This is a genomic window from Sphingobium estronivorans (assembly GCF_008692605.1).
GTDB lineage: Bacteria > Pseudomonadota > Alphaproteobacteria > Sphingomonadales > Sphingomonadaceae > Sphingobium > Sphingobium estronivorans.
In genome coordinates, this window is sequence record NZ_LFCT01000010.1 from 73,042 (window position 1) to 93,037 (window position 19,996).

At 63.1% G+C, this 19,996-nt stretch carries 15 protein-coding genes; 6 read left to right on the forward strand and 9 right to left on the reverse strand.

Going from position 1 to position 19,996, the window contains the following annotated elements; genetic code table 11:
* Positions 1-15: 15 nt before the first annotated feature.
* Positions 16-1,668: an electron transfer flavoprotein-ubiquinone oxidoreductase gene (locus tag F7P65_RS08850; protein ID WP_150291375.1), complete on the reverse strand. Its 1,653-nt coding sequence runs from the start codon at positions 1,666-1,668 to the stop codon at positions 16-18.
* Between the two features lie 127 nt (positions 1,669-1,795).
* Here F7P65_RS08850 and F7P65_RS08855 point away from each other — a divergent pair, with 127 nt between their 5' ends.
* Genes F7P65_RS08855 through F7P65_RS08870 form a run of 4 tightly spaced genes read left to right on the forward strand, consistent with a single transcriptional unit; the run spans position 1,796 to position 5,942 of the window.
* Positions 1,796-2,509, forward strand: coding sequence for a uracil-DNA glycosylase family protein (locus F7P65_RS08855; protein WP_150291376.1), 714 nt, complete (start codon positions 1,796-1,798; stop codon positions 2,507-2,509).
* Positions 2,506-4,293: a lytic transglycosylase domain-containing protein gene (locus tag F7P65_RS08860; RefSeq protein WP_150291377.1), complete on the forward strand. Its 1,788-nt coding sequence runs from the start codon at positions 2,506-2,508 to the stop codon at positions 4,291-4,293. Before F7P65_RS08855 ends, F7P65_RS08860 begins: the two co-directional genes overlap by 4 nt.
* Positions 4,293-4,820, forward strand: a complete 528-nt coding sequence (gene moaB / locus F7P65_RS08865) for a molybdenum cofactor biosynthesis protein B (RefSeq protein ID WP_150291378.1) — start codon at positions 4,293-4,295, stop codon at positions 4,818-4,820. Before F7P65_RS08860 ends, moaB begins: the two co-directional genes overlap by 1 nt.
* Before the next feature lie 54 nt (positions 4,821-4,874).
* Complete coding sequence (locus F7P65_RS08870; protein WP_150291379.1) at positions 4,875-5,942, forward strand: PA0069 family radical SAM protein; 1,068 nt, start codon at positions 4,875-4,877, stop codon at positions 5,940-5,942.
* Here the strand turns inward: F7P65_RS08870 and dnaE are convergent.
* On the reverse strand, positions 5,939-9,472 hold the full coding sequence (dnaE, locus tag F7P65_RS08875) for a DNA polymerase III subunit alpha (protein ID WP_150291380.1): 3,534 nt from the start codon (positions 9,470-9,472) through the stop codon (positions 5,939-5,941). The genes F7P65_RS08870 and dnaE overlap by 4 nt on opposite strands.
* Positions 9,473-9,615: 143 nt before the next feature.
* Here dnaE and F7P65_RS08880 point away from each other — a divergent pair, with 143 nt between their 5' ends.
* Positions 9,616-11,427 carry a diguanylate cyclase gene (locus F7P65_RS08880; RefSeq protein ID WP_150291381.1) on the forward strand — a complete coding sequence of 604 codons (1,812 nt, stop codon included), beginning with the start codon at positions 9,616-9,618 and terminating at the stop codon, positions 11,425-11,427.
* Here the strand turns inward: F7P65_RS08880 and F7P65_RS08885 are convergent.
* Together F7P65_RS08885 and F7P65_RS08890 are read right to left on the reverse strand one after the other, a co-directional pair.
* Positions 11,413-12,102 carry an ABC transporter ATP-binding protein gene (locus F7P65_RS08885; RefSeq protein WP_150291382.1) on the reverse strand — a complete coding sequence of 230 codons (690 nt, stop codon included), beginning with the start codon at positions 12,100-12,102 and terminating at the stop codon, positions 11,413-11,415. The two genes, F7P65_RS08880 and F7P65_RS08885, sit on opposite strands and share 15 nt — an antisense overlap.
* Complete coding sequence (locus F7P65_RS08890; protein WP_150291383.1) at positions 12,095-13,345, reverse strand: lipoprotein-releasing ABC transporter permease subunit; 1,251 nt, start codon at positions 13,343-13,345, stop codon at positions 12,095-12,097. Before F7P65_RS08890 ends, F7P65_RS08885 begins: the two co-directional genes overlap by 8 nt.
* Before the next feature lie 550 nt (positions 13,346-13,895).
* On the opposite strand from F7P65_RS08890, the gene F7P65_RS08895 reads away from it, so the two are divergent.
* Complete coding sequence (locus F7P65_RS08895) at positions 13,896-14,363, forward strand: Hsp20 family protein (protein ID WP_150291384.1); 468 nt, start codon at positions 13,896-13,898, stop codon at positions 14,361-14,363.
* Positions 14,364-14,424: 61 nt separating this feature from the next.
* Here F7P65_RS08895 and F7P65_RS08900 read toward each other — a convergent pair whose 3' ends face one another.
* The 5 genes from F7P65_RS08900 to F7P65_RS08920 all read right to left on the reverse strand — a co-directional run bounded on the left by F7P65_RS08900 (position 14,425) and on the right by F7P65_RS08920 (position 19,994).
* The gene (locus tag F7P65_RS08900) at positions 14,425-16,350 is read right to left on the reverse strand and encodes a potassium transporter Kup (RefSeq protein WP_150291385.1); all 1,926 of its coding nucleotides are present in this window, start codon (positions 16,348-16,350) and stop codon (positions 14,425-14,427) included.
* Positions 16,351-16,493: 143 nt separating this feature from the next.
* Complete coding sequence (locus tag F7P65_RS08905) at positions 16,494-17,129, reverse strand: tetratricopeptide repeat protein (RefSeq protein WP_150291386.1); 636 nt, start codon at positions 17,127-17,129, stop codon at positions 16,494-16,496.
* The gene (locus tag F7P65_RS08910) at positions 17,126-17,533 is read right to left on the reverse strand and encodes a cytochrome c-type biogenesis protein (protein WP_150291387.1); all 408 of its coding nucleotides are present in this window, start codon (positions 17,531-17,533) and stop codon (positions 17,126-17,128) included. The genes F7P65_RS08905 and F7P65_RS08910 overlap by 4 nt, the downstream gene beginning before the upstream one ends.
* A complete protein-coding gene (locus F7P65_RS08915; protein ID WP_205452001.1) occupies positions 17,530-18,057 on the reverse strand; it encodes a redoxin family protein in 528 nt (175 codons plus the stop codon). Before F7P65_RS08915 ends, F7P65_RS08910 begins: the two co-directional genes overlap by 4 nt.
* Positions 18,054-19,994 (reverse strand): heme lyase CcmF/NrfE family subunit, encoded by a 1,941-nt coding sequence (locus F7P65_RS08920; protein WP_150291389.1) that lies wholly within the window; start codon positions 19,992-19,994, stop codon positions 18,054-18,056. The genes F7P65_RS08915 and F7P65_RS08920 overlap by 4 nt, the downstream gene beginning before the upstream one ends.
* Positions 19,995-19,996: the final 2 nt, after the last annotated feature.

Consider the following 19,996-nt stretch of genomic DNA (forward strand, 5'->3'; position numbering starts at 1 on the left):
GCAGCAAACAGACGCCTACATATTGGGATAGTTCGGCCCTCCACCGCCTTCGGGCACGACCCAGTTGATATTCTGGGTCGGGTCCTTGATGTCGCACGTCTTGCAGTGGACGCAGTTCTGCGCGTTGATCTGGAAACGGGGATTGCCCTCGTCCAGCCCGACCACTTCATAGACGCCCGCCGGACAATAGCGCTGCGCCGGCTCGTCATAAAGGGGCAGGTTGTAGCTGATCGGAACCGACGGGTCCTTCAACTGCAAGTGGACCGGCTGATCCTCCTCATGATTGGTGTTGCTGAGGAACACCGAAGACAGACGGTCGAAACTGATCACGCCGTCGGGCTTGGGATAGTCGATCTTCCGGGCATGATCCTTGCGCGCGAGCTTCTCGCAATCGGGCTTGTGCTTCATCGTGAAGGGCAGGCCGATCTTCAGCGTGCGCATCCACATGTCGATGCCCGCCAGCATCGTGCCGATCGTGTTGCCGAATTTGCTCAGCAGCGGTTCGGCATTCTTGACCAGTTGCAGTTCGGTGGCGATCCAGCTCGACCGCAGGGTCGGCTCGTAATCGGCCAGAACGTCGCTCGAACGGTCGGCCTGAATCGCCGCGAAGGCGGATTCGGCGGCCAGCATGCCCGACTTCATGGCGGTGTGCGTGCCCTTGATGCGCGGCACGTTGACGAAGCCCGCCGAACAGCCGATCAGCGCGCCGCCGGGGAAAGCCAGTTTCGGGATCGACTGCCAGCCGCCCTCGTTGATCGCGCGTGCGCCATAGGACACGCGGCGGCCGCCTTCCAGATATTTGCGGATTTCCGGGTGCTGCTTCCAGCGCTGAAATTCCTCGAACGGATAGAGATAGGGATTGCTGTAGCCCAGACCCACGACAAAGCCCAAAGCCACCTGCCCATTGGCCTGATGATAGAGGAACCCGCCGCCATAGGCATCGGTCAGCGGCCAGCCCTGGGTGTGGATGACGAGGCCCGGCTTGTGCTTGGCGGGATCGATGTCCCACAATTCCTTCATGCCGATGCCGTAGACCTGCGGCTCACAATCGGCGTCGAGCGCGAACTGGCGCTTCAGGATCTTGGTCAGATGGCCACGCGCGCCTTCAGCGAAGAAGGTGTATTTGGCGTGCAGTTCGAGGCCCGGCTGATAGTCGGGCTTGCGATTGCCTTCGCGATCGATGCCCATGTCGCCGGTCGCCACGCCCTTTACCGAGCCATCCTCATTGTAGAGGATTTCCGCTGCGGCAAAGCCGGGGAAGATTTCGACGCCCAGCCCTTCGGCCTGTTCGGCCAGCCAGCGGCAGAGGTTGCCCAGCGATCCGGTATAGGTGCCCTTATTGTGCATCCAGCCCGGCGTCATGATGTGCGGCATGGCCATCTTGCCGCCCTTGGTCAGGAACCAGTGCTGGTTGTCCGTCACCGGGGTTTCCGCCATCGGGCAGCCCATGTCGCGCCATTGCGGCAGCAACTCGTCCAGCGCCTTGGGATCGACGACCGCGCCCGACAGGATATGGGCGCCGATTTCCGACCCCTTTTCCAGCACGCACACCGACAATTCCTGACCCGCCTCGTTCGCCAGCTGCTTCAGCCGGATCGCCGATGACAAGCCAGCCGGTCCCCCGCCAACGATGACGATGTCATAGGGCATCGAATCCCGTTCGCTCATATTCCCTCCATTTTGCTGGCGCCCCCGGTTCCCTCTCCGATCCGGTCGCCGCATGTCCCAAACGTTTTGCCATCAAGCGCGATGAAGATTCTTGACCACGGCGTCAACCTCTGGCCCAAGACAATCGATGCGGGGATCACTATTGGAAAATGAGGCGGAAACCGCCGACGCCTATCTGGCGTGGTGGAATTTGGCCGGCGTGGATTGCGCGGTCGGCGAAATGCCGACCAACTGGCTGCGACCGGCTCCGGCGCAGATCCAGCCGCTTGATGCCGCTCCCGAAAGCCCCGACCAACCGCGTCCGCAAAGTTTCGATGCGTTCCTGACCTGGCTCGCCGAGGACGCCGGCCAGCCCGAACGCCGGTGGCCCGGAGCACCGATTGTCCCCACAGGACCGGTCAACGCGCCGTTGATGATCGTCACCGACATGCCCGATCCTGCCGACATCGGCACCGGGCGGTTGCTGGCCGACAGGGCCGGAGAGCTGTTCGATGCCATGTTGCGCGCCATCGGACTGACGCGGCAGGAGGTCCATCTCGCATCGCTTCTCCTGTCACGCCCGCCGGGCGGCATGGTCGAGGCATCGGACCTGACGGCGGCTGCGGCGCGCATGCGCACTCATGTGATGCTGGCGGCGCCCCAACGCCTTCTGCTGCTGGGAGATCGTACGATCCGGGCGCTGATGTCGCAGGACGAACATCGTTTACCGATTTTTAACCATGATGGCGGCACTATGCCCGCCTTTGCCACATTTCATCCGCGTCTGTTGCTCGGTCAACCTGCGGCAAAGGCGGAATGTTGGCGTATATTGCAGAGTCTGGTCGAGGAAATGCCCCAGTGATTCGCGCTGTTATCCGTTCATCCTGCCTGGCGATGGCCGCCGCCCTGTCGGCTGCCATGCCTGCACATGCCGATACGGCCGTTTCCGTACCGTCTTTTTCGAACGCCTCTTCATCCCTGCCATTGCAGATCGGCGACGCCGACAAGGCGCGCTACACCGCCATTTTCGGTGCCTTGCGCGATCAGAGATGGATCGATGCGAAGGCGCTGGCGCTGGCGCTGGACGCTCAGGACGCGATGCGCCCGGTCGCGCTCGCCGAACTCTATCTCGCGAAAAACTCGCCGCGCGTCGAACTGTTCGAACTGCTCGACCTGATCAACAAGGCGCCCTGGCTCGACAAGGCGGACCAGCTTTCCCGTCTCGCGCAGAAGCGTGGCGCGACGATCTTGCCGACCCTGCCGCAAATCCAGAAAATGGTCTGGCTGGGCGGCGCGCCGCGCCGCGAATATGTACCTGCGGTCAAGACCGACATGCTGGCGCAGACGCTGGTCGGCCAGATCCAGCCCTTCATCAAGAATGACGATCCCGCCGGGGCGGAAGCGCTGCTGACGACGGGCGAGGCCGGGCTGACCCCGGAAGGACTGACCGAAGTACGCCAGCGCGTTGCCTGGGCCTATTATATCGAGAGCGACGACGCCAATGCACGACGCATGGCCGGCAAGGCTCTGGAAGGACGCAGCGGTGGGGATTGGGCGGTTCAGGCCCACTGGACCACCGGCCTTGCAGCCTGGCGGCAAAATGATTGCCGCACCGCGGCCCCCGCTTTCGGCAATGTCGCGGCGCTGGCGGGCAATGCCGACATGCGGGCAGCAGGCGCCTATTGGGCGGCCCGGGCCTATATGGTCTGCGGCGAGCCGGAAAAGGTCGAAAATCTGCTGAAGATGGCCGCACGGTCGAATGAAAGCTTCTACGGTCTGCTGGCGCGCGAGACGCTCGCTTTGCCGCTGGGCGGCGCTCCCGTGGCGGCCCGCTTCGGTTCTGTCGAATGGCAACAGCTCAAGGATAGCCCCAATGTCCGCGCGGCGATTACGCTCATGGCGATCGGAGAAAATGGGCGGGCCGATCAGTTGCTCCGCTATCAGGCGCGGATCGGCGGCACCGGGCAATATGACGCCCTGCTTCGTCTGGCGAGCGCGCTGAACCTGCCGGAAACCCAGCTTTGGCTGGCGCATAACGGGCCAGCGGGCAAGCAGCCGGCCAGCTTCGCGCGCTTCCCCGCGCCCGATTGGCGGCCCGATGGCGGATGGCGGGTCGATCCCGCGCTGATCTATGCACATACATTGCAGGAATCGGGTTTTCGCCGCGATGTCGTCAGCAGCGCCGGCGCACGCGGCCTGATGCAGGTGCTGCCCAGCACCGGCAACCTCATGGGCCTCTCCTCCTCCGACCAGCTTTTCGTGCCATCGACCAATATGGAATATGGTCAGCGCTATCTGGAAAATCTGCGCGATATGAGCGCGACCGGCGGGCTGCTGCCCAAGGTGATGGCAGCCTATAATGCCGGGCCGGTGCCGGTGGAGCGCTGGAACAGCGAAGTGAAGGACAATGGCGATCCGCTGCTCTTCATCGAATCCCTGCCTTATTATGAAACCCGCGCCTATGTGAACATCGTGATGCGCAACTATTGGATGTATCAGATTCAGGCGAAGGGCAGCGCGGATTCGCTCGCCGGCATGGCGCAGGGACTGTGGCCGACCTTTCCGGGCGCCAAGGGGACGCGACTGGTGCGTCTGACTCCCAGAATGCCGATGGCAAGCGCCAGCATCGCGGGTGGTTCGGACTGATGCCCATCGACGAAAGCCGGGACTTCCTGCCGGTTCGGATCGCGCTTCTCACCATTTCCGACAGCCGCACAGCCGATGACGATCGTTCGGGCGACATATTGGCGGGGCGGATCACCGCCGCCGGCCATGTCCTCGCCGCCCGCTATATCGAGAGGGATGAGCGAGCCGCCATCGTCGCCCGGCTTCACGCCTGGATCGACGACCCGCAGATCGACTGCATCATTACGACCGGCGGCACCGGCGTCACCGGACGCGACGTCACGCCCGAAGCGCTGGCCCAGGTACAAGACAAGGAAATTCCGGGCTTTGGCGAACTTTTCCGCTGGTTGAGCTATCAAACCATCGGCACGTCCACCATTCAGTCGCGCGCCACCGCCTGCGTTGCGCGTGGCACCTATATCTTCGCCCTCCCCGGTTCGACCGGTGCAGTGAAGGATGCATGGGACGGCATCCTCGCAAGCCAACTCGACAGCCGCTTCCGGCCCTGCAACTTCGTCGAATTGATGCCGCGCCTGACCGAACGTTGACGGAGAGGGCCTCGCCCTCTTGTCAATATGTTCTCTTTATGTTCTAATCTGCCCATGGCTGTTGAGAAGGGCAGAGGCGCGACGCTGAACGGCGAAAGCCGCCGGTTCCATGTGCCGGAGCGGATCGCGGATGGCGATTGGCTGGACGCGCTGGAGGAAGTCGACGGTCCCACGGCGCGCCGCAAGACGCATGTGACGGTCGAACAGCCGCGCACCATCATCAGCCGCAACAAATCGCCGGACATTGCCTTCAGCCAATCGATCAACGCCTATCGCGGCTGCGAACATGGCTGCATCTATTGCTTTGCGCGCCCGTCCCATGCCTATCATGACCTGTCGCCGGGTCTGGATTTCGAAACACGCCTTTTCGCCAAGCCCAATGCCGCCGAATTGCTGAAGGCCGAACTGTCGCGCAAATCCTATATCGTTGCGCCGCTTGCCATGGGGACCAATACGGACCCTTATCAACCGATCGAGAAAGATTGGAGGATCACCAGGCAATGCCTTGAAATATTACGGGAATGTCGGCATCCCGTCTATATCACCACGAAATCCGACCGCGTTCTGCGCGACATCGATCTTCTCGCTGACATGGCACGGACGCGACTTGTTTCCGTGATGATTTCCGTCACCAGCCTCGACCCTGCCATTGCCCGGACGCTGGAACCGCGCGCTCCCCATCCGTTGCGCCGGCTCGACGCCATTCGCAAGCTCTCAAATGCAGGCGTGCCGGTCGTCGCCAGCCTGTCCCCGATCATCCCGGCGATCACCGACCATGAGATTGAAGCCCTTGTCGCCCGCGTGGCAGAGGCCGGAGCACGCGAGGTCAGCTATATTCCTGTCCGCCTGCCGCATGAGGTCGCTCCGCTGTTTCGGGCCTGGCTGGAAGCGCATTATCCCGACCGCGCCGCCAAGGTCATGGGGATCATTCACGATATGAGGGGCGGGCGCGACAATGACCCGGATTTCAGCAGTCGCATGCGGGGACAGGGCGTCTGGGCCGATCTTATCCGCGCGCGCTTCCTGAAAGCCCGGAAGCGCGCAGGGTTGGGGAGCGAGCGTTTGGCGCTGCGCACCGACCTGTTCCGGCCGCCGCAGGGCGATCAACTGTGCTTGTTTTAACCGACGAGCCGTAATCCCGACCGTCTGTTGCGTGCCCGATAACCGTCAGCTTTCGCTTCCATCCGTTCGAAGCGGCCAATGCGCACACCGGGGATCAGCGCGATGGCATCGACCTGATCCGCACCGACCAGATAATCATCGCCCAGGAACAATCGTGCTGCCTTGCCATTAGCAACGGGCGCGCGAAGGAACACCTCGCTCCGCCCGCCCTTGGCACGCGCCAGCAATTGCGCCAATGCCTCGACCGCTGCCACATCGCTGACATCAACCACCAGTTCCATGCGCGAACTGTTGGCCAGTTGGCGGAACGGCTCAACCCCGCGAATGGTGACGCGCGGCGTTTCTTCGCCGGGCAGGCGGTCCAATTCCACCAGCAGCAAGGCACAATCGCCCTCCCGCGCCATGTCTTCGATGGCCTTGCAGGCATCCTCATCGAAGCAGCTTGCCTGGAACTGCCCGCTGCTGTCGGAGAAGGTGGCAGCGGCATAACGTGCCCCACGCTTGGTTTCGCGCCAGCGCACATCTTCGACCATGGCAGCCATCACGCCATTGGCGCGGCCACCCTCCGCCACCGGTTCAGCGCAGATCGCGCCATAGCTTTTCGCCCCCCGCGCCTCTGCCAGATGGCGGTAGCGGTCCACCGGATGGGCGGAGAAATAAAAGCCGAAGGCGTCCTTTTCCTGCGCCATCCGATCCGCCGTCGACCAGGTTTGATGCGGCGGGATGCGGACATCGGCATGAGGCGTCTCGACGTCTCCGAAGAGGCCGCCCTGTCCGCTTTCCCGCGCCTCCGCCGCGCTGGACGCCACGCTCAATATCGTCTCGGCCGCAGCATGTACGCCTGCCCGGTCGGCATGAACGCCGTCAAACGCCCCCGCCGCCGCCAGGCTCTCCAACTGTCGCCGGTTCAGCAGGCGCGGCTCGATCCGGTCGGCAAAATCGTCCAGCGACGTGAACGGGCCGCCGGCATCGCGCTCCGCAACGAGCTGCTCCATCGCCTTCTCACCCACGCCCTTCAGTCCGCCCAGCGCATAGCGCACGGCAAAGCCCAGACGTGGATCATCCCCTTCACACTCGACCGCCTCGACCGAGAAATCCGCAAGGCTGCGATTGATGTCGGGCGCAAGACAGCCAAGCCCCATGCGCCGCATATCGTCGACGAACACCGTCAGCTTGTCGGTCAGGTGAATATCGTAGGCCATGGACGCGGCGTAGAATTCCGCCGGATAATGCGCCTTCAGCCACGCCGTCTGATAGGCGAGCAACGCATAAGCCGCCGCGTGGCTCTTGTTGAAACCATAGCCGGCGAACTTGTCGATCAAATCGAACAGTTCATTCGCCTTGCCGGCCGCAATATCGCTCTTGGCGCAGCCTTCGACGAAGCGGGCGCGCTGGGCGTCCATTTCCGCCTTGATCTTCTTGCCCATCGCGCGTCGCAGAAGGTCTGCGTCGCCCAGCGAATAGCCCGCTAGTATCTGCGCGGCCTGCATCACCTGTTCCTGATAGACGAAGATGCCGTAGGTCTCTTCGAGGATCGGCTTCAGGAGAATATGAGGATATTCAATCTCTTCCTGACCGTTCTTGCGACGGCCGAACATCGGAATATTGTCCATTGGGCCGGGGCGGTAGAGCGATACCAGCGCGATGATGTCTCCGAAATTGGTCGGACGCACGGCGGCCAGCGTCTTGCGCATGCCCTCCGATTCCAGCTGGAACACGCCCACCGTATCGCCGCGCTGGAGCAGTTCATAAACGGCCGGATCGTCCCAACTGAGGCTGTTGAGATCGATCTCCACGCCCCGCCCGCCGAGCAATTGCACGGCCTTCTGCAACACCGACAGGGTTTTGAGGCCGAGAAAGTCGAACTTCACCAACCCCGCGCCCTCGACATATTTCATGTCGAACTGCGTCACCGGCATGTCGGAACGCGGGTCGCGATAGAGCGGCACAAGCTGCGACAAAGGCCGGTCCCCGATCACCACGCCCGCCGCGTGGGTGGAACTGTGTCGCGGAAAGCCCTCCAGCTTCATCGCATAGTCGATGAGGCGCTTCACCTGCCCGTCATTGTCATATTCCGCCCGGAACTCCGCCACGCCGTTCAATGAGCGCTCCAGCGTCCAGGGATCGGTCGGATGGTTGGGCACCAGCTTGGCGAGGCGGTCGACCTGGCCATAGCTCATCTGGAGCACGCGGCCCGTGTCCTTGAGAACGGCACGGGCCTTCAACTTACCGAAGGTGATGATCTGCGCCACATGATCCGCGCCATATTTCTGCTGGACGTAGCGGATCACCTCGCCGCGCCGCGTTTCGCAAAAATCGATGTCGAAGTCCGGCATGGACACGCGTTCCGGGTTGAGGAAGCGTTCGAACAGCAACCCCAGTTCCAGCGGATCGAGATCGGTGATCGTCAGCGCCCAGGCAACGACCGATCCTGCGCCCGAACCACGACCCGGCCCCACCGGAATATCCTGCTCCTTCGCCCATTTGATGAAGTCGGCAACGATCAGGAAATAGCCGGGAAAGCCCATCTGGATGATGATGTCGGTCTCGAACTTCAATCGGTCCAAATAGGGTTGGCGCGCCTCCTCTCCGGCGATGCCCGCCTTGGCCAGACGCGCCTCCAGCCCCTCGGCGGCCTGGTCGCGCAGCATCTTCGCCTCGCCCTCGATATCGCCCGCCAGGCTGGGGAGAATGGGCTTGCGCTTGGGCGCCGCAACGGCGCAGCGCTGGGCCACGACCAGCGTGTTCGCCAACGCCTCGGGCAGATCATCGAACAGCCGCTTCATTTCCGCCGCCGGTTTCATCCACGCGTCGGGCGAACTGGTGCGGCGGTCGGGCGTCTCCACATAGGCGCTGTCGGCGATGCAGAGCATCACGTCATGCGCTTCATGGAAATGCGGCTCGGCAAAGCAGGTCGGGTTGGTCGCCACCAACGGCAGGTTGCGCGCATAGGCAAGGTCGAGCAGTTCCGGCTCCGCCTTCCCCTCGACCGGATCGAGGCGGCGGCAGATTTCGATATAAAGCCGCCCGGGAAACAGCGCTTCCAGCCGGTCGGCATAGGCCCGTGCCGCGTCGGGTTGATCCTCGGCATAGAGCCGGGCCAAAGCCCCCTCCCCACCAGCCGTCAACGCGATCAGGCCGTCCGTGCGCCCCTCCAGCACCTCCAGACTGATATGGGGCACTTCCTCGACCGGCCGCTCCAGATGCGCCATTGAAACGAGCGCGCAGAGGTTGTCGTAACCCGCCGCATCCTGCGCATAGAGCGCGATCCAGTCATGGACGGGCGCGGCATTGGCCGGACGACCGGGGCGGGAGATGCCGATCATGGCGCCGATGACCGGCTGCACCCCTTCTCCCTTGCACGCGTCGGAAAAGGCCATGGAGCCGTAAAGGCCGTTGCGGTCGGTGATGGCCGCTGCCGGAAAGCCAAGGGCCTTGGCCTGTTTGGCGATCTTCTTGGGATCTATCGCCCCTTCCAGCATGGTGAACGAAGAAAAGACGCGAAGGGGAACGAAACCGGCATGAGGCATGAGGCCAATCTAGGCACTCACCCCGATTCGACGCCAGCCCCCTTCCCAAGAAAGTCGTGGGTAAATTGACGCCCCATCCGAAGAAACTCCCGAACCGACCGATGGTTAACCCATCGCCAAGACTTGGGGGTTAAGAGCGGACCATGCGTTTATCCACCATTACCAACTGGGCTTATGGCGCCACCGTGGTCCTGACGCTGGCGTCGGGCACCGTCATGCTGATGGCATCGGGCGCAGAACAGCGCGAACGCGCCGCCGTCGAACAGCGGGCCACCTTCGACCAGATGACCGCCACGCTGGAGGAAGACACCTTCCGCCAGAGCGAACAGGCACGCAGCTTCGCGATCACCGGCGATCCCACCCATGTCATCGCCTATCGCCGGGAAAGAGCCGAAGAACGGTCGGTGGAACAGCGCGTGGCCCATGTCCGCGATGCCGGCGCCAATCTCGGCGAACTGGCGGCATTGAAGCAGGCCTTGCACTGGGCCGACGCGCTGTCCGACGAGCAGGAAGCCGCCATCCAGGCTGCGCAAAAGGGTGACGGCGAAACCGCGCGCCGGATACTCTTCGGCGATGAATATGGCCGTGAACTGGACCGCATCGGCGCGCAGATCGGCAAATTCCAATATATGCTGGACCAGCGAACGGAAATCGCCGTCCGGCAGGCGACCGATACGGCCCGGCAATGGCGCTTCATGTCGGAACTCATGCTGGGCGCGACGGCGCTGCTGTTCCTGTGCGTGCTTTACTTCATTCTCAAGCAACGCATCCTGCGGCCGGTGGTGCGGCTGAGCGATGTGGTGACGCGGCTGGCGGCGCAGGATTTCGCGGCGATCCCGCCAGAACTCCCCCAGGTCGACGAGATTGGCGACATGGCGCAGGCCGTACGCATTTTCCGCGAAAATGGTCTGGAACGGCAGCGATTGGAGCAGGAACGCGACGCAGACCGCATGACCCGCGACCAGCTTTCGCGCATGACCCAGCGCTTGCAGGGCTGCGACAGCATCGGCGATCTGGTCGACGTGGTGGGCCGTTTCGCGCCGGAAATCGCGCCGGGCTTTGCGGGACGCCTCTACATTCAGGACATGCGGCGCAATGCCATGGTCCAGGCCTGCGCCTGGCTTGGGCCGCGCCAGTCGCAAGTTCATGAATTTGCCCCGTCCGCTTGCTGGGCGCTGCGCCGGGGCCAGACCCACAAGCCCACGGGCGAATTGATCGACATCCCCTGCGAACATCTCGCCGGCGAAGAGGCGATCGCCACCATTTGCATCCCCTTGACGGCGCAGGGCGAGAGCATCGGATTGCTCTATTTCGAGCAGCCCGAGGGTATGACCGCAGATCAGATCAGCCGCACGGAAAAATATCTGGAGATGCTGGCGGAAAATATCGGCCTTGCGCTCGCCAATTTGCGTTTGCGCGACGTGCTGCGACAGATGGCGATGGCCGATCCTTTGACGGGCCTCGCCAATCGCCGCCGTTTCGACGTCGTTTTCAAAGAACAGGTCGCGTCAGCGGAAAACAGGAATGAGCCGATGGCCTGCCTGATGGTCGACATCGACCATTTCAAGCGGTTCAACGACAATCATGGTCACGATGCCGGCGACGCGGTGTTGCGCGCCGTGGGCGCCGTGCTGCATGACGCGCTGCGCGAAAAAGATTGCGCCTTCCGGTTAGGCGGCGAGGAATTTGTTCTGCTGATGCCCGGCTTCACGCTGGATCAGGCGATGGAACGCGCTCGGACGGTACAGCAAAGGGTGCAGGATTTGCGCGTCGACCATCGGGGCGAGGAATTGGGCCCCATTACGGCTTCCTTCGGCCTTGCCGCTTTCCCCGATCACGGCCGCGCCGAAACGCTGTTGCGGACGGCTGACGCGGCGTTGCTTCGCGCCAAGAGCCAAGGCCGCGACCGGATCGTCATCGCGACGGTCCGGGATGCGGCCTCACATGTGGCCTGAGCCGTCTTCCAGCAGCCCCTCGTGAAGGCGGACCACGCGGTCCATCTTCTCGGCCAGCCGCTCATTATGGGTCGCGACCAGCGCCGCCGACCCTTCCTCCCGCACCAGCCGGAGGAATTCGGCCAGCACGATGTCTGCGGTGCGCTCATCCAGATTGCCGGTGGGCTCGTCCGCCAGAACCAATGCAGGTCGGTTGGCAAGCGCACGGGCTACGGCCACGCGCTGTTGCTCGCCGCCCGATAACTGGCTCGGACGATGTTCCAGGCGATGGCCAAGGCCCAGCGATCCCAACAGGGATTCCGCGCGGGAGCGGGCTGTCCCCATATCCACATCACGAATGACCTGCGGCAACACGACATTTTCCATCGCATTGAAGTCTGGCAGGAGATGATGAAATTGATAGACGAACCCCAGCGCATCGCGGCGCAGCCGGGTCCGCCCATCATTGTCGAGTTTCGCGGCTTCCTCGCCACCGATGCGGATCGATCCGTCGAAGCCGCCTTCCAAGAGTCCTACGGCCTGGAGCAGCGTCGATTTGCCGGACCCCGACGGGCCGAGCAATGCCACAATCTCCCCCGTTCCGACCGAGAGATTGACGCCGCGCAGCACCTCTATGGTGACGCCGCCTTGGGTAAAGCTGCGCTTGAGGCCGCTGACCTTCAATATGTCATTCATAACGCAGCACCTGCACGGGATCGGTATTGGCGGCCTTGAACGCCGGATAGAGCGTGGCAAGGAAGCTGAAGATCAGCGCCATCAGGCAGATGATGGCGATCTCCACCGGATCGGGCTTGGCGGGCAATTCGGTGAGAAAGCGGATCGATGGGTCCCAGAGATTCTGTCCCGTGAGGAACTGTATCGCGTTCACCACGCTCTGCCGGAAGAAGAGGAAGGTGAAGCCCAGAACCATGCCCGCCGCCATGCCCAACGTGCCGATGGTGACGCCCACGGTCATGAAAATCTTCACCAGCCCGATCCGGCTCGCCCCCATGGTCCGCAATATGGCGATATCCCGCGTCTTGGCGCGCACCAGCATGATGAGCGAGGAGAGAATGTTGAACACCGCGACCAGCACGATGATCGACAGGACTACGAACATCGCCACTCGCTCGACCGCCAGCGCCTCGAACAGGGAGGCGTTCATCTGCCGCCAGTCCGTGACGACGGCGCGGCCGGCCACCTTCCCCGCCAGCGGTTCCAGTATCGCGCCGACCTGGTCAGCATTGACCGTCTGGACCTCGATCATGCCGACCACGTCGCCCAGCAGCAGCAGGGTCTGGGCATCCTCCATCGGCATGACGATGAACGCCTTGTCATAATCGTAGATGCCGACTTCGAAGATCGCGGCGACCTGATAGGACACCTGACGCGGCACCGTGCCGAAGGGCGTGGATCGCCCCGCCGGATTGATGATGGTGATGCTGTCGCCCATCTGGATGCCGAGATTTTCCGCCAGCCGCGACCCGATCGCGACCTTGCCGCTATTGGGGGTCAACGCGTTGAGGCTGCCCGCCAACACCTTCGCCTTCAGCGTCGCATTGTTGCGAATATCGTTCACGGTCATGCCGCGGACCAGCACGGCCTCGACCCGGCCCTGAAAGCTGCCGAGCAAGGGCTGCTCGATCAGCGGCGTGGCGCTGGTGACGCCCGGCGTCGCCTTGGCTTCCTTGAGCACCGCCTTCCAGTCGGGAAGACGACCGCCATAGCCCTGAACCACGGCATGACCATTGAGGCCGACGATCTTGTCGAACAGTTCGGCGCGGAAGCCGTTCATCACGCTCATCACGATGATGAGCGCGGCCACGCCGAGCATCACCGCGACCAGGCTGATCCCGGCGACCAGGAAGATGAACCCCTCCCCTTTGCCGGGCAGGAGGTATCGCTTGGCGATCATGCGTTCGTATCGGGATAGAATCATGACGGCGCGGAACGGCCTTTTGATGGGGACATGGCTTGCCCGTCTAGCATGCTCTGAACCAACGGCAAGCGCTGCCGGATTGTTGCATGGACGCCACAGCCTGTTGGGGAAAATCACAGCGCAGGGAAATAGCCCGTGACAGCAGCCTGCGCAGCCCATAGCAAAGGCTCCGAAGCACAGGTAAAGGCCGTGGTTCAGGGATACTGCATCCCGCTTCGAGCTTAGGGGGCTAAGAAGCGGTTGAGGCAGACCAAGGGGGAGACGAGCAATCGTCCATCAGTACCCGGGTCGTAAAAACACGGCCCGGGTACTTTTCTTTCTGGGACAATTTGGGCCGATCGACGCGCCTGCATTCCTGCTTCTGGCCATGACGTCACGCGAAGACAGCTTTCGTATCTGGGCATGCAAATCGCTTTGAACGCCCACTTGAAACCCTCTGTCGTCAAACCATATCCACAGCGTCCGGCCGCCATTCGGGGTCGGACAGCGTTCCGCCGGATGCCAGATTTGGGTCCGGCCCGTTCATTTTGCTCTTTTGGAGATTATGACAATGCGTGGTTTTGACCTGACCCCCTATCGCCGTTCGACCGTGGGCTTCGACCGCCTTTTCGACCTGATCGAAAATAATGCCCGGTTGCAACAGGGCGATAATTATCCCCCCTTCAATATCGAGCGGCTGTCCGAGGACCGCTATCGCGTCACGCTCGCCGTGGCGGGTTTCCGCACCGATGAAATCGAGATCACGGCCCAGCAGAATCTGCTTCAGGTGACGGGCCGGAAGGACGAGGCGCAGGGCGGCGACCGCTCGCGCTTCCTGCATGTCGGCATCGCCAACCGCAGCTTCGAGCGGCGTTTCGAACTGGCCGATTTCGTCCGGGTCGAGAAGGCCGATCTGTCCGACGGGCTTTTGATCATCGAATTGGTGCGCGAAATTCCCGAAGCGATGAAGCCGAAGAAAATCGCCATCAACGGCGGCCAACTGGTCGATATCAACGGCAAGGATCGCGACGCCGCCTGATCCTCCGCGGCTGTTTCAGGGAAGGGGGCGCGGCAACCATGCCGCGCCCTTTTCACGTTGGTCAGATTTCGACCTGGCTTCCCAGTTCGACCACCCGGTTGGTGGGCAGTCGGAAGAATTCCATAGCGCTTTCCGCGTTGCGCAGCATCCAGGCGAAGATTTTCTCCCGCCACAGCGGCATACCCGGCTTGGCCGAGGGCAGCAGCGTCTGACGCGCCAGAAAGAAACTGGTATCCATCATCTTGAACGCCTGCCCGCAGCCGGTGACGTTCTTGAGCGCGGCGGGTACGTCAGGCTCCTGCATGAAGCCATATTGCAGGACCAGGCGGAAGAAGCCCCGGCCCAGATCCTCCAGCTTGCACCGGCCATCATCCTCGACCACCGGCACGTCCTTGATCTTCACGGTCAGCAGGATGACGCGTTCGTGCAGAACCTTGTTGTGCTTGAGGTTGTGCAGCAGCGCATGGGGCACGCCGTCCGGGGTCGACGTCATGAATACGGCCGTGCCCGGCACACGAACCGCACTGTTGGCGGCCGAGGCGACGAAGACCGGAATCGGCATCGCCGCTTCGCGCAGCCGGTCCTGCACCAGCCGGCGTCCGCGCGACCAGGTCGTGAGCAGCGTGAAGATCACGAAGCCGATCAGCAGCGGGAACCATCCGCCCGCCGGTACCTTGGTCAGGTTTGCCGCCAGATAGGCGCCGTCGACCAGGAACAGCATCGCCAGCAACGGCACCGAATAATACCAGCGCCACTTCCAAAGGCGATAAAGCACCACCGTCAGCAGCACATTGTCGATGAACATCGCGCCCGTGACCGCGATGCCATAGGCCGCCGTCAGGTTCGAGGACGTCTGGAACACCAGAACCAGCAGGATGACCATGACCATCAACCCCCAGTTGACCAGGGGAATGTAGATCTGTCCTGCGGTCGACGCGCTGGTATGGGCGATGCGCAAACGCGGCATGAAGCCCAGTTGGATTGCCTGCTGCGTTACGGAGAAGGCGCCGGAAATCACCGCCTGGCTGGCGATGATCGCCGCCAGCGTGGCAAGGCCCACCAAGGGAAGCTGCGCCCATTGCGGCGCGAGATAGTAGAAGGGGCTGTGCAACGCCGCCGCGCCCTCGCGAAACAGCAGGGCGCCCTGCCCCATATAGTTCATCATCAGCGCTGGCAGCACGAACGCCACCCAGGACACCCGGATCGGGTTGCGGCCGAAATGGCCCATGTCGGCATAAAGCGCCTCGGCCCCCGTCACCGCCAGTACGACCGCGCCCAGCGCCAGAAAGGCGGGCAAAGGATCGGTGACGAAGAACATGATCGCCCAATAGGGGTTGAAGGCATGGAGGATGCCCGGCGTCTTGACGATGCTGATCAGGCCCAGAACCGCTATGGTCAGGAAATAGAAGAGCATGATCGGACCGAAGAGCGCCGCGACGCGATTGGTTCCAAGGCCTTGAATCCAGAACAGCCCCAGCAGGATGATGATCGCTGCCGGCAATATCAACGGGGCCAGATTGCCGTTATAGACGGCCAGGCCTTCCACCGCCGACAGCACCGACACCGCCGGCGTAATCATCGAATCGCCGTAAAATAGCGACGTCGCGAACACGCCCAGCAAGACGATGCCGCGCGACCACCGCTGGGTCTTTGTCTGGCCGTTGATGAGAGCCAGCAGCGCCAGGCTGCCGCCCTCCCCCTTATTGTCCGCGCGCATGATGACGGTGACGTATTTCAACGTAACCACCAGCATCATCGACCAGAACATCAGGCTGATGACGCCCAATATATGATCGGGGTCGAGATCGAGATGATGATGCCCGGCAAAGGTTTCGCGAAAGGCATAGAGCGGGCTGGTGCCGATATCGCCGAACACGATCCCGATGGCTCCAACCACCAGTTTCAGCGTCGCCTTTTGTCCGGCATGGCCATGACCATGGGCGTCGTCGTCAGCATGCGCGCCGCCGTTGATGGTCGCATCAGCCATGAAGAAAATGCCGAATTGTCATGATCTTTGGACACCCGAAGGGGGAAGCGGCCCGTCTTGTCATTCCTTAAGCCCCCGCAAACCGCCGCGCCCTATCATGGCTCCATGGACTAGGCAATGCGCGGGCGCGGCTTTGATCGCCTCTACGGGCTTTGAGATCCCAGCATCGCATCGATACGCGCGATATTGCCTTCCAGTTCCTTGCGGATGTCGCTGCCTTCAGGCGCACTGGCCGCCAACGGCGCCCAGAGAGCGCGCGCTTCCTTCAACTGTCCGGCGCGAGCCAGGGCAAGACCGTAGAAATAACGCGGTGCCGGGCCTTCGGGATCGATCGCCATGGCCCGTCGATAGGCAAAATCCGCCGCGGGCGACAGCACGCCGCCCGCATGAGCGACCAGCGCATTCCCGAAACCGAGCCACAAATTGGGATCGTCAGGGGTTTCCCGCAGCCCCGAAATCAACACATTGGCCGCTTCCTCGGTCTTGCCCTGCCGCCCCAGACCGTCGGACAGCATCAACCACTGGCCCGCCTTGCCATAGCGCTCCGCCATGCCACGCCGTTGCTCGGCAAGTTTCTCGTCAAAGGCCGCACCGCCCTTTTCCTCCATTTGCCGGGGCGCGCCGGCCAGGCCGGGCCGTCCCTGCCAGGCATAGCCCGCAAGGCCGAGCAGCAGCGCCGCCGCCGTAATCTCCCACGCCGAACGCGGAATCCGGCCCACCGCCATGATCGCGGCCAGCGTCACCATCGCCAGGGCCGCTGCGATAATCCATCCCGTCATGGCCGCCTCCGTTTGATCCGGCCGCGCAGGATCAGCAGCCCCAGCCCCAGCAACAGCAACGGCGCCGCCCAGAGCGGCCAGAGGATTGGATCGGCCGTCGGTTCATAGCTCACCCAATCGCCGTAGCGCTCGATCAGCCAGGCGCGGATATGTTCGGGTTGCTCGCCCGCCAAAATGCGTTCGCGAATTTGCGAGCGGAGATCGCCCGCCATACTGGCATTGCTGTCGGCGATGGACTGGCTCTGACAGGTAAGACAGCGGATCGTCTCCATGAGGGTCCGTGCCTTCTTCTCCAGCGCTGGGTCAGCGATCTGTCGATCGGCATAGGGTGCGGGGGGCAGTGCAGACTGCGCGAAGGAAGGCACGCTCAGCATCAGCGCCAAGAGGGCAAGAAGCGCCTTCATTTCGCGCTTCTCAGCCGGTTGAGGATCATCGGCACGTCATCTTCGCGAATATCGCCCACATGCTGATAGGCGATCCGGCCCCGACCATCGATGACGAAGCTCTCCGGCACTCCGGAGGAGCCCAGCGCGATCTGCACTTCGCTCCGCGCATCGAGACCGATTCGGGCGTAGGGATTGCCATAGCGCTTGAGGAAAGCATCGACATCCGGCCGGGCATCGCGAATGGCGATGGCGTCGATCTCCACCCCGGCCTGCTTGAGCGCCATCAGTTGCGGCGCTTCGGCGGCGCAGGGCACGCACCAGCTTGCGAAGATGTTGAGCAGGCGCGGCTTGCCGGTCGCAAGCTGCATATTGGCGAGCGGCGGCCGATCGCTCGCTGCGGCGGGAAGAGCAAAAGCCGGGAGTGGCTTGCCGACCAGCTTCGAGGTGATGATCCGGTCGTCAGGACGCAGCAGCCCGCTCGCGAACAGCCCGAAAAAGCCCAGGAACAGGACCAGCGGCAGCCAGATCAGCAGCTTCCTCATGCGAAAGCCTCCTCGGCCTTCCTGGCCCGCCATTTGAGCAGCCATCCGCGCCGCTCGCGCCCGATCAGCGCCATCGCGCCGCCGAGCGCGATCAGGAAACCGCCGAGCCAGATCAGGGTCACAAAGGGCTTCCACCAGATACGAAGCTGCCAGCGGCCTGCATCCGCCTCCTGACCCAACACCACATAAAGCTGGCCATTCCAGCGGGTCAGCAGCGCGGCCTCCGTCGTCGTGGTCGGCGGCGAGGCGAAGAAGCGCGATTGCGGATGCATCAGGACCGGCTCGCCGCCGTCCCGGCTCGCTTCCATATCGGCCTGAAGCGCCGTCCAGTTATCGCCGGCGAGCGGTAGTATCTGCTTGAAGCGAAGCGTCCAGCCTGCCGTCTCCACTACCTCGCCAGGCCGCGCGGCCACCAGCTTCTCCACCGTGAACGCCGAATCGCAGGCCATCCCTGCCAGGCTGACCGCGCAGCCCAGATGCGCGATCACCATGCCCCAGGTGAAGAGCGGAGTCCGGCGCAGATTGCGTTTCCAAAGCGGCGCCACGCTCCCAACCGCGACAGCCAGCGCGATCACCAGCCCCAGGAAGGGCAGGACACCGATCTTCCCCCAGGCGAGCACGGCAAGAGCAACGAGCGCGATCGCTCCCACGGCCATCGGAACCGCGATCCGCCGGGTCACTTCCCGCATCCGGTCCCGCCGCCAGCGGGTCAGCGGTCCCAGGATCATCACGATCATCAGCGTCAGCGCGACGGGCCCTGCGATCCGATCGAAATAAGGCGCCCCCACCGATACCTTATGCCCGAAAGCCTCCGTCATCAGCGGGTACAGCGTGCCGATCAGCACTAGCCCCAATATCACCGAGAGCAGCAGATTGTTGACGACCAGCATGGTTTCCCGGCTGACCAGCTCGAAGGGGGCGCCTTCGCGCACCGCGCCCACGCGCCAGCCGAAGAGGGCCAGCGCTCCGCCGATATAGACGCCGAGCAGCGCGAGAATGAAGGTACCGCGCTGCGGATCGACGGCGAAGGCATGCACGCTGGTCAGAATGCCGGAGCGAACAAGGAATGTCCCCACCATCGACATCGAAAAGGCGATGACCGCCAGCATCACGGTCCAGGCGCGCAACGCATCCCGCGTCGCCAGCACGGTCACGCTATGCAGCAGCGCCGTCGCCGCCAGCCAGGGCATGAGCGAAGCATTTTCCACCGGGTCCCAGAACCACCAACCGCCCCAGCCCAGTTCATAATAGGCCCAATAGCTGCCCGCCGTGATACCCAGCGTCAGCAAAATCCACGCCCCCAGCACCCAGGGACGCATGGCGCGCGCGAAGGCGGCATCGACCTGCCGGGTCAGCAGCGCCCCCACCGCGAAGGAAAAAGCCACGGAAAGCCCGACATAGCCGAGATAAAGCGTCGGCGGATGGAAGGCGAGACCGGGGTCCTGCAGCAGCGGATTCAGCCCCTGCCCATCGGCCGGCGGCGGATCGATCCGCGCAAAGGGATTGGAGGCGAAAAGCAGAAAGGCGTAGAAGCCCAGACTGATCGCCGCCTGCCCGCCCAGCGTCGCCATATGCGTCTCTCGCCGCAGCGCCCGCTCGAACAGGGCGACAGCGGCGCCCGCGACGCCCATCACCGTCACCCAGAGCAGCATCGAGCCTTCATGATTGCCCCATGTGCCCGCGAATTTGTAGAGCCAGGGCTTCATCGAATGGCTGTTGGTCACGACCAGCAGAACCGACATGTCGGATCGCAGGAACAGCGCGATCAGCAGGGCGAAAGCGATCGCCGTGAGCCCGCCCTGCGCCACCGCGACGGGCCGGACAGCGCTCAGCAACTCGGTCTTCCCACCCGCAAGGCCGATAGCCGCCAGCGCCAGCTGGAGCAGCGCCAGCGAGGCGGCGAGCCACAATGCAGCCAAACCAGCCTCAGCAATCATCC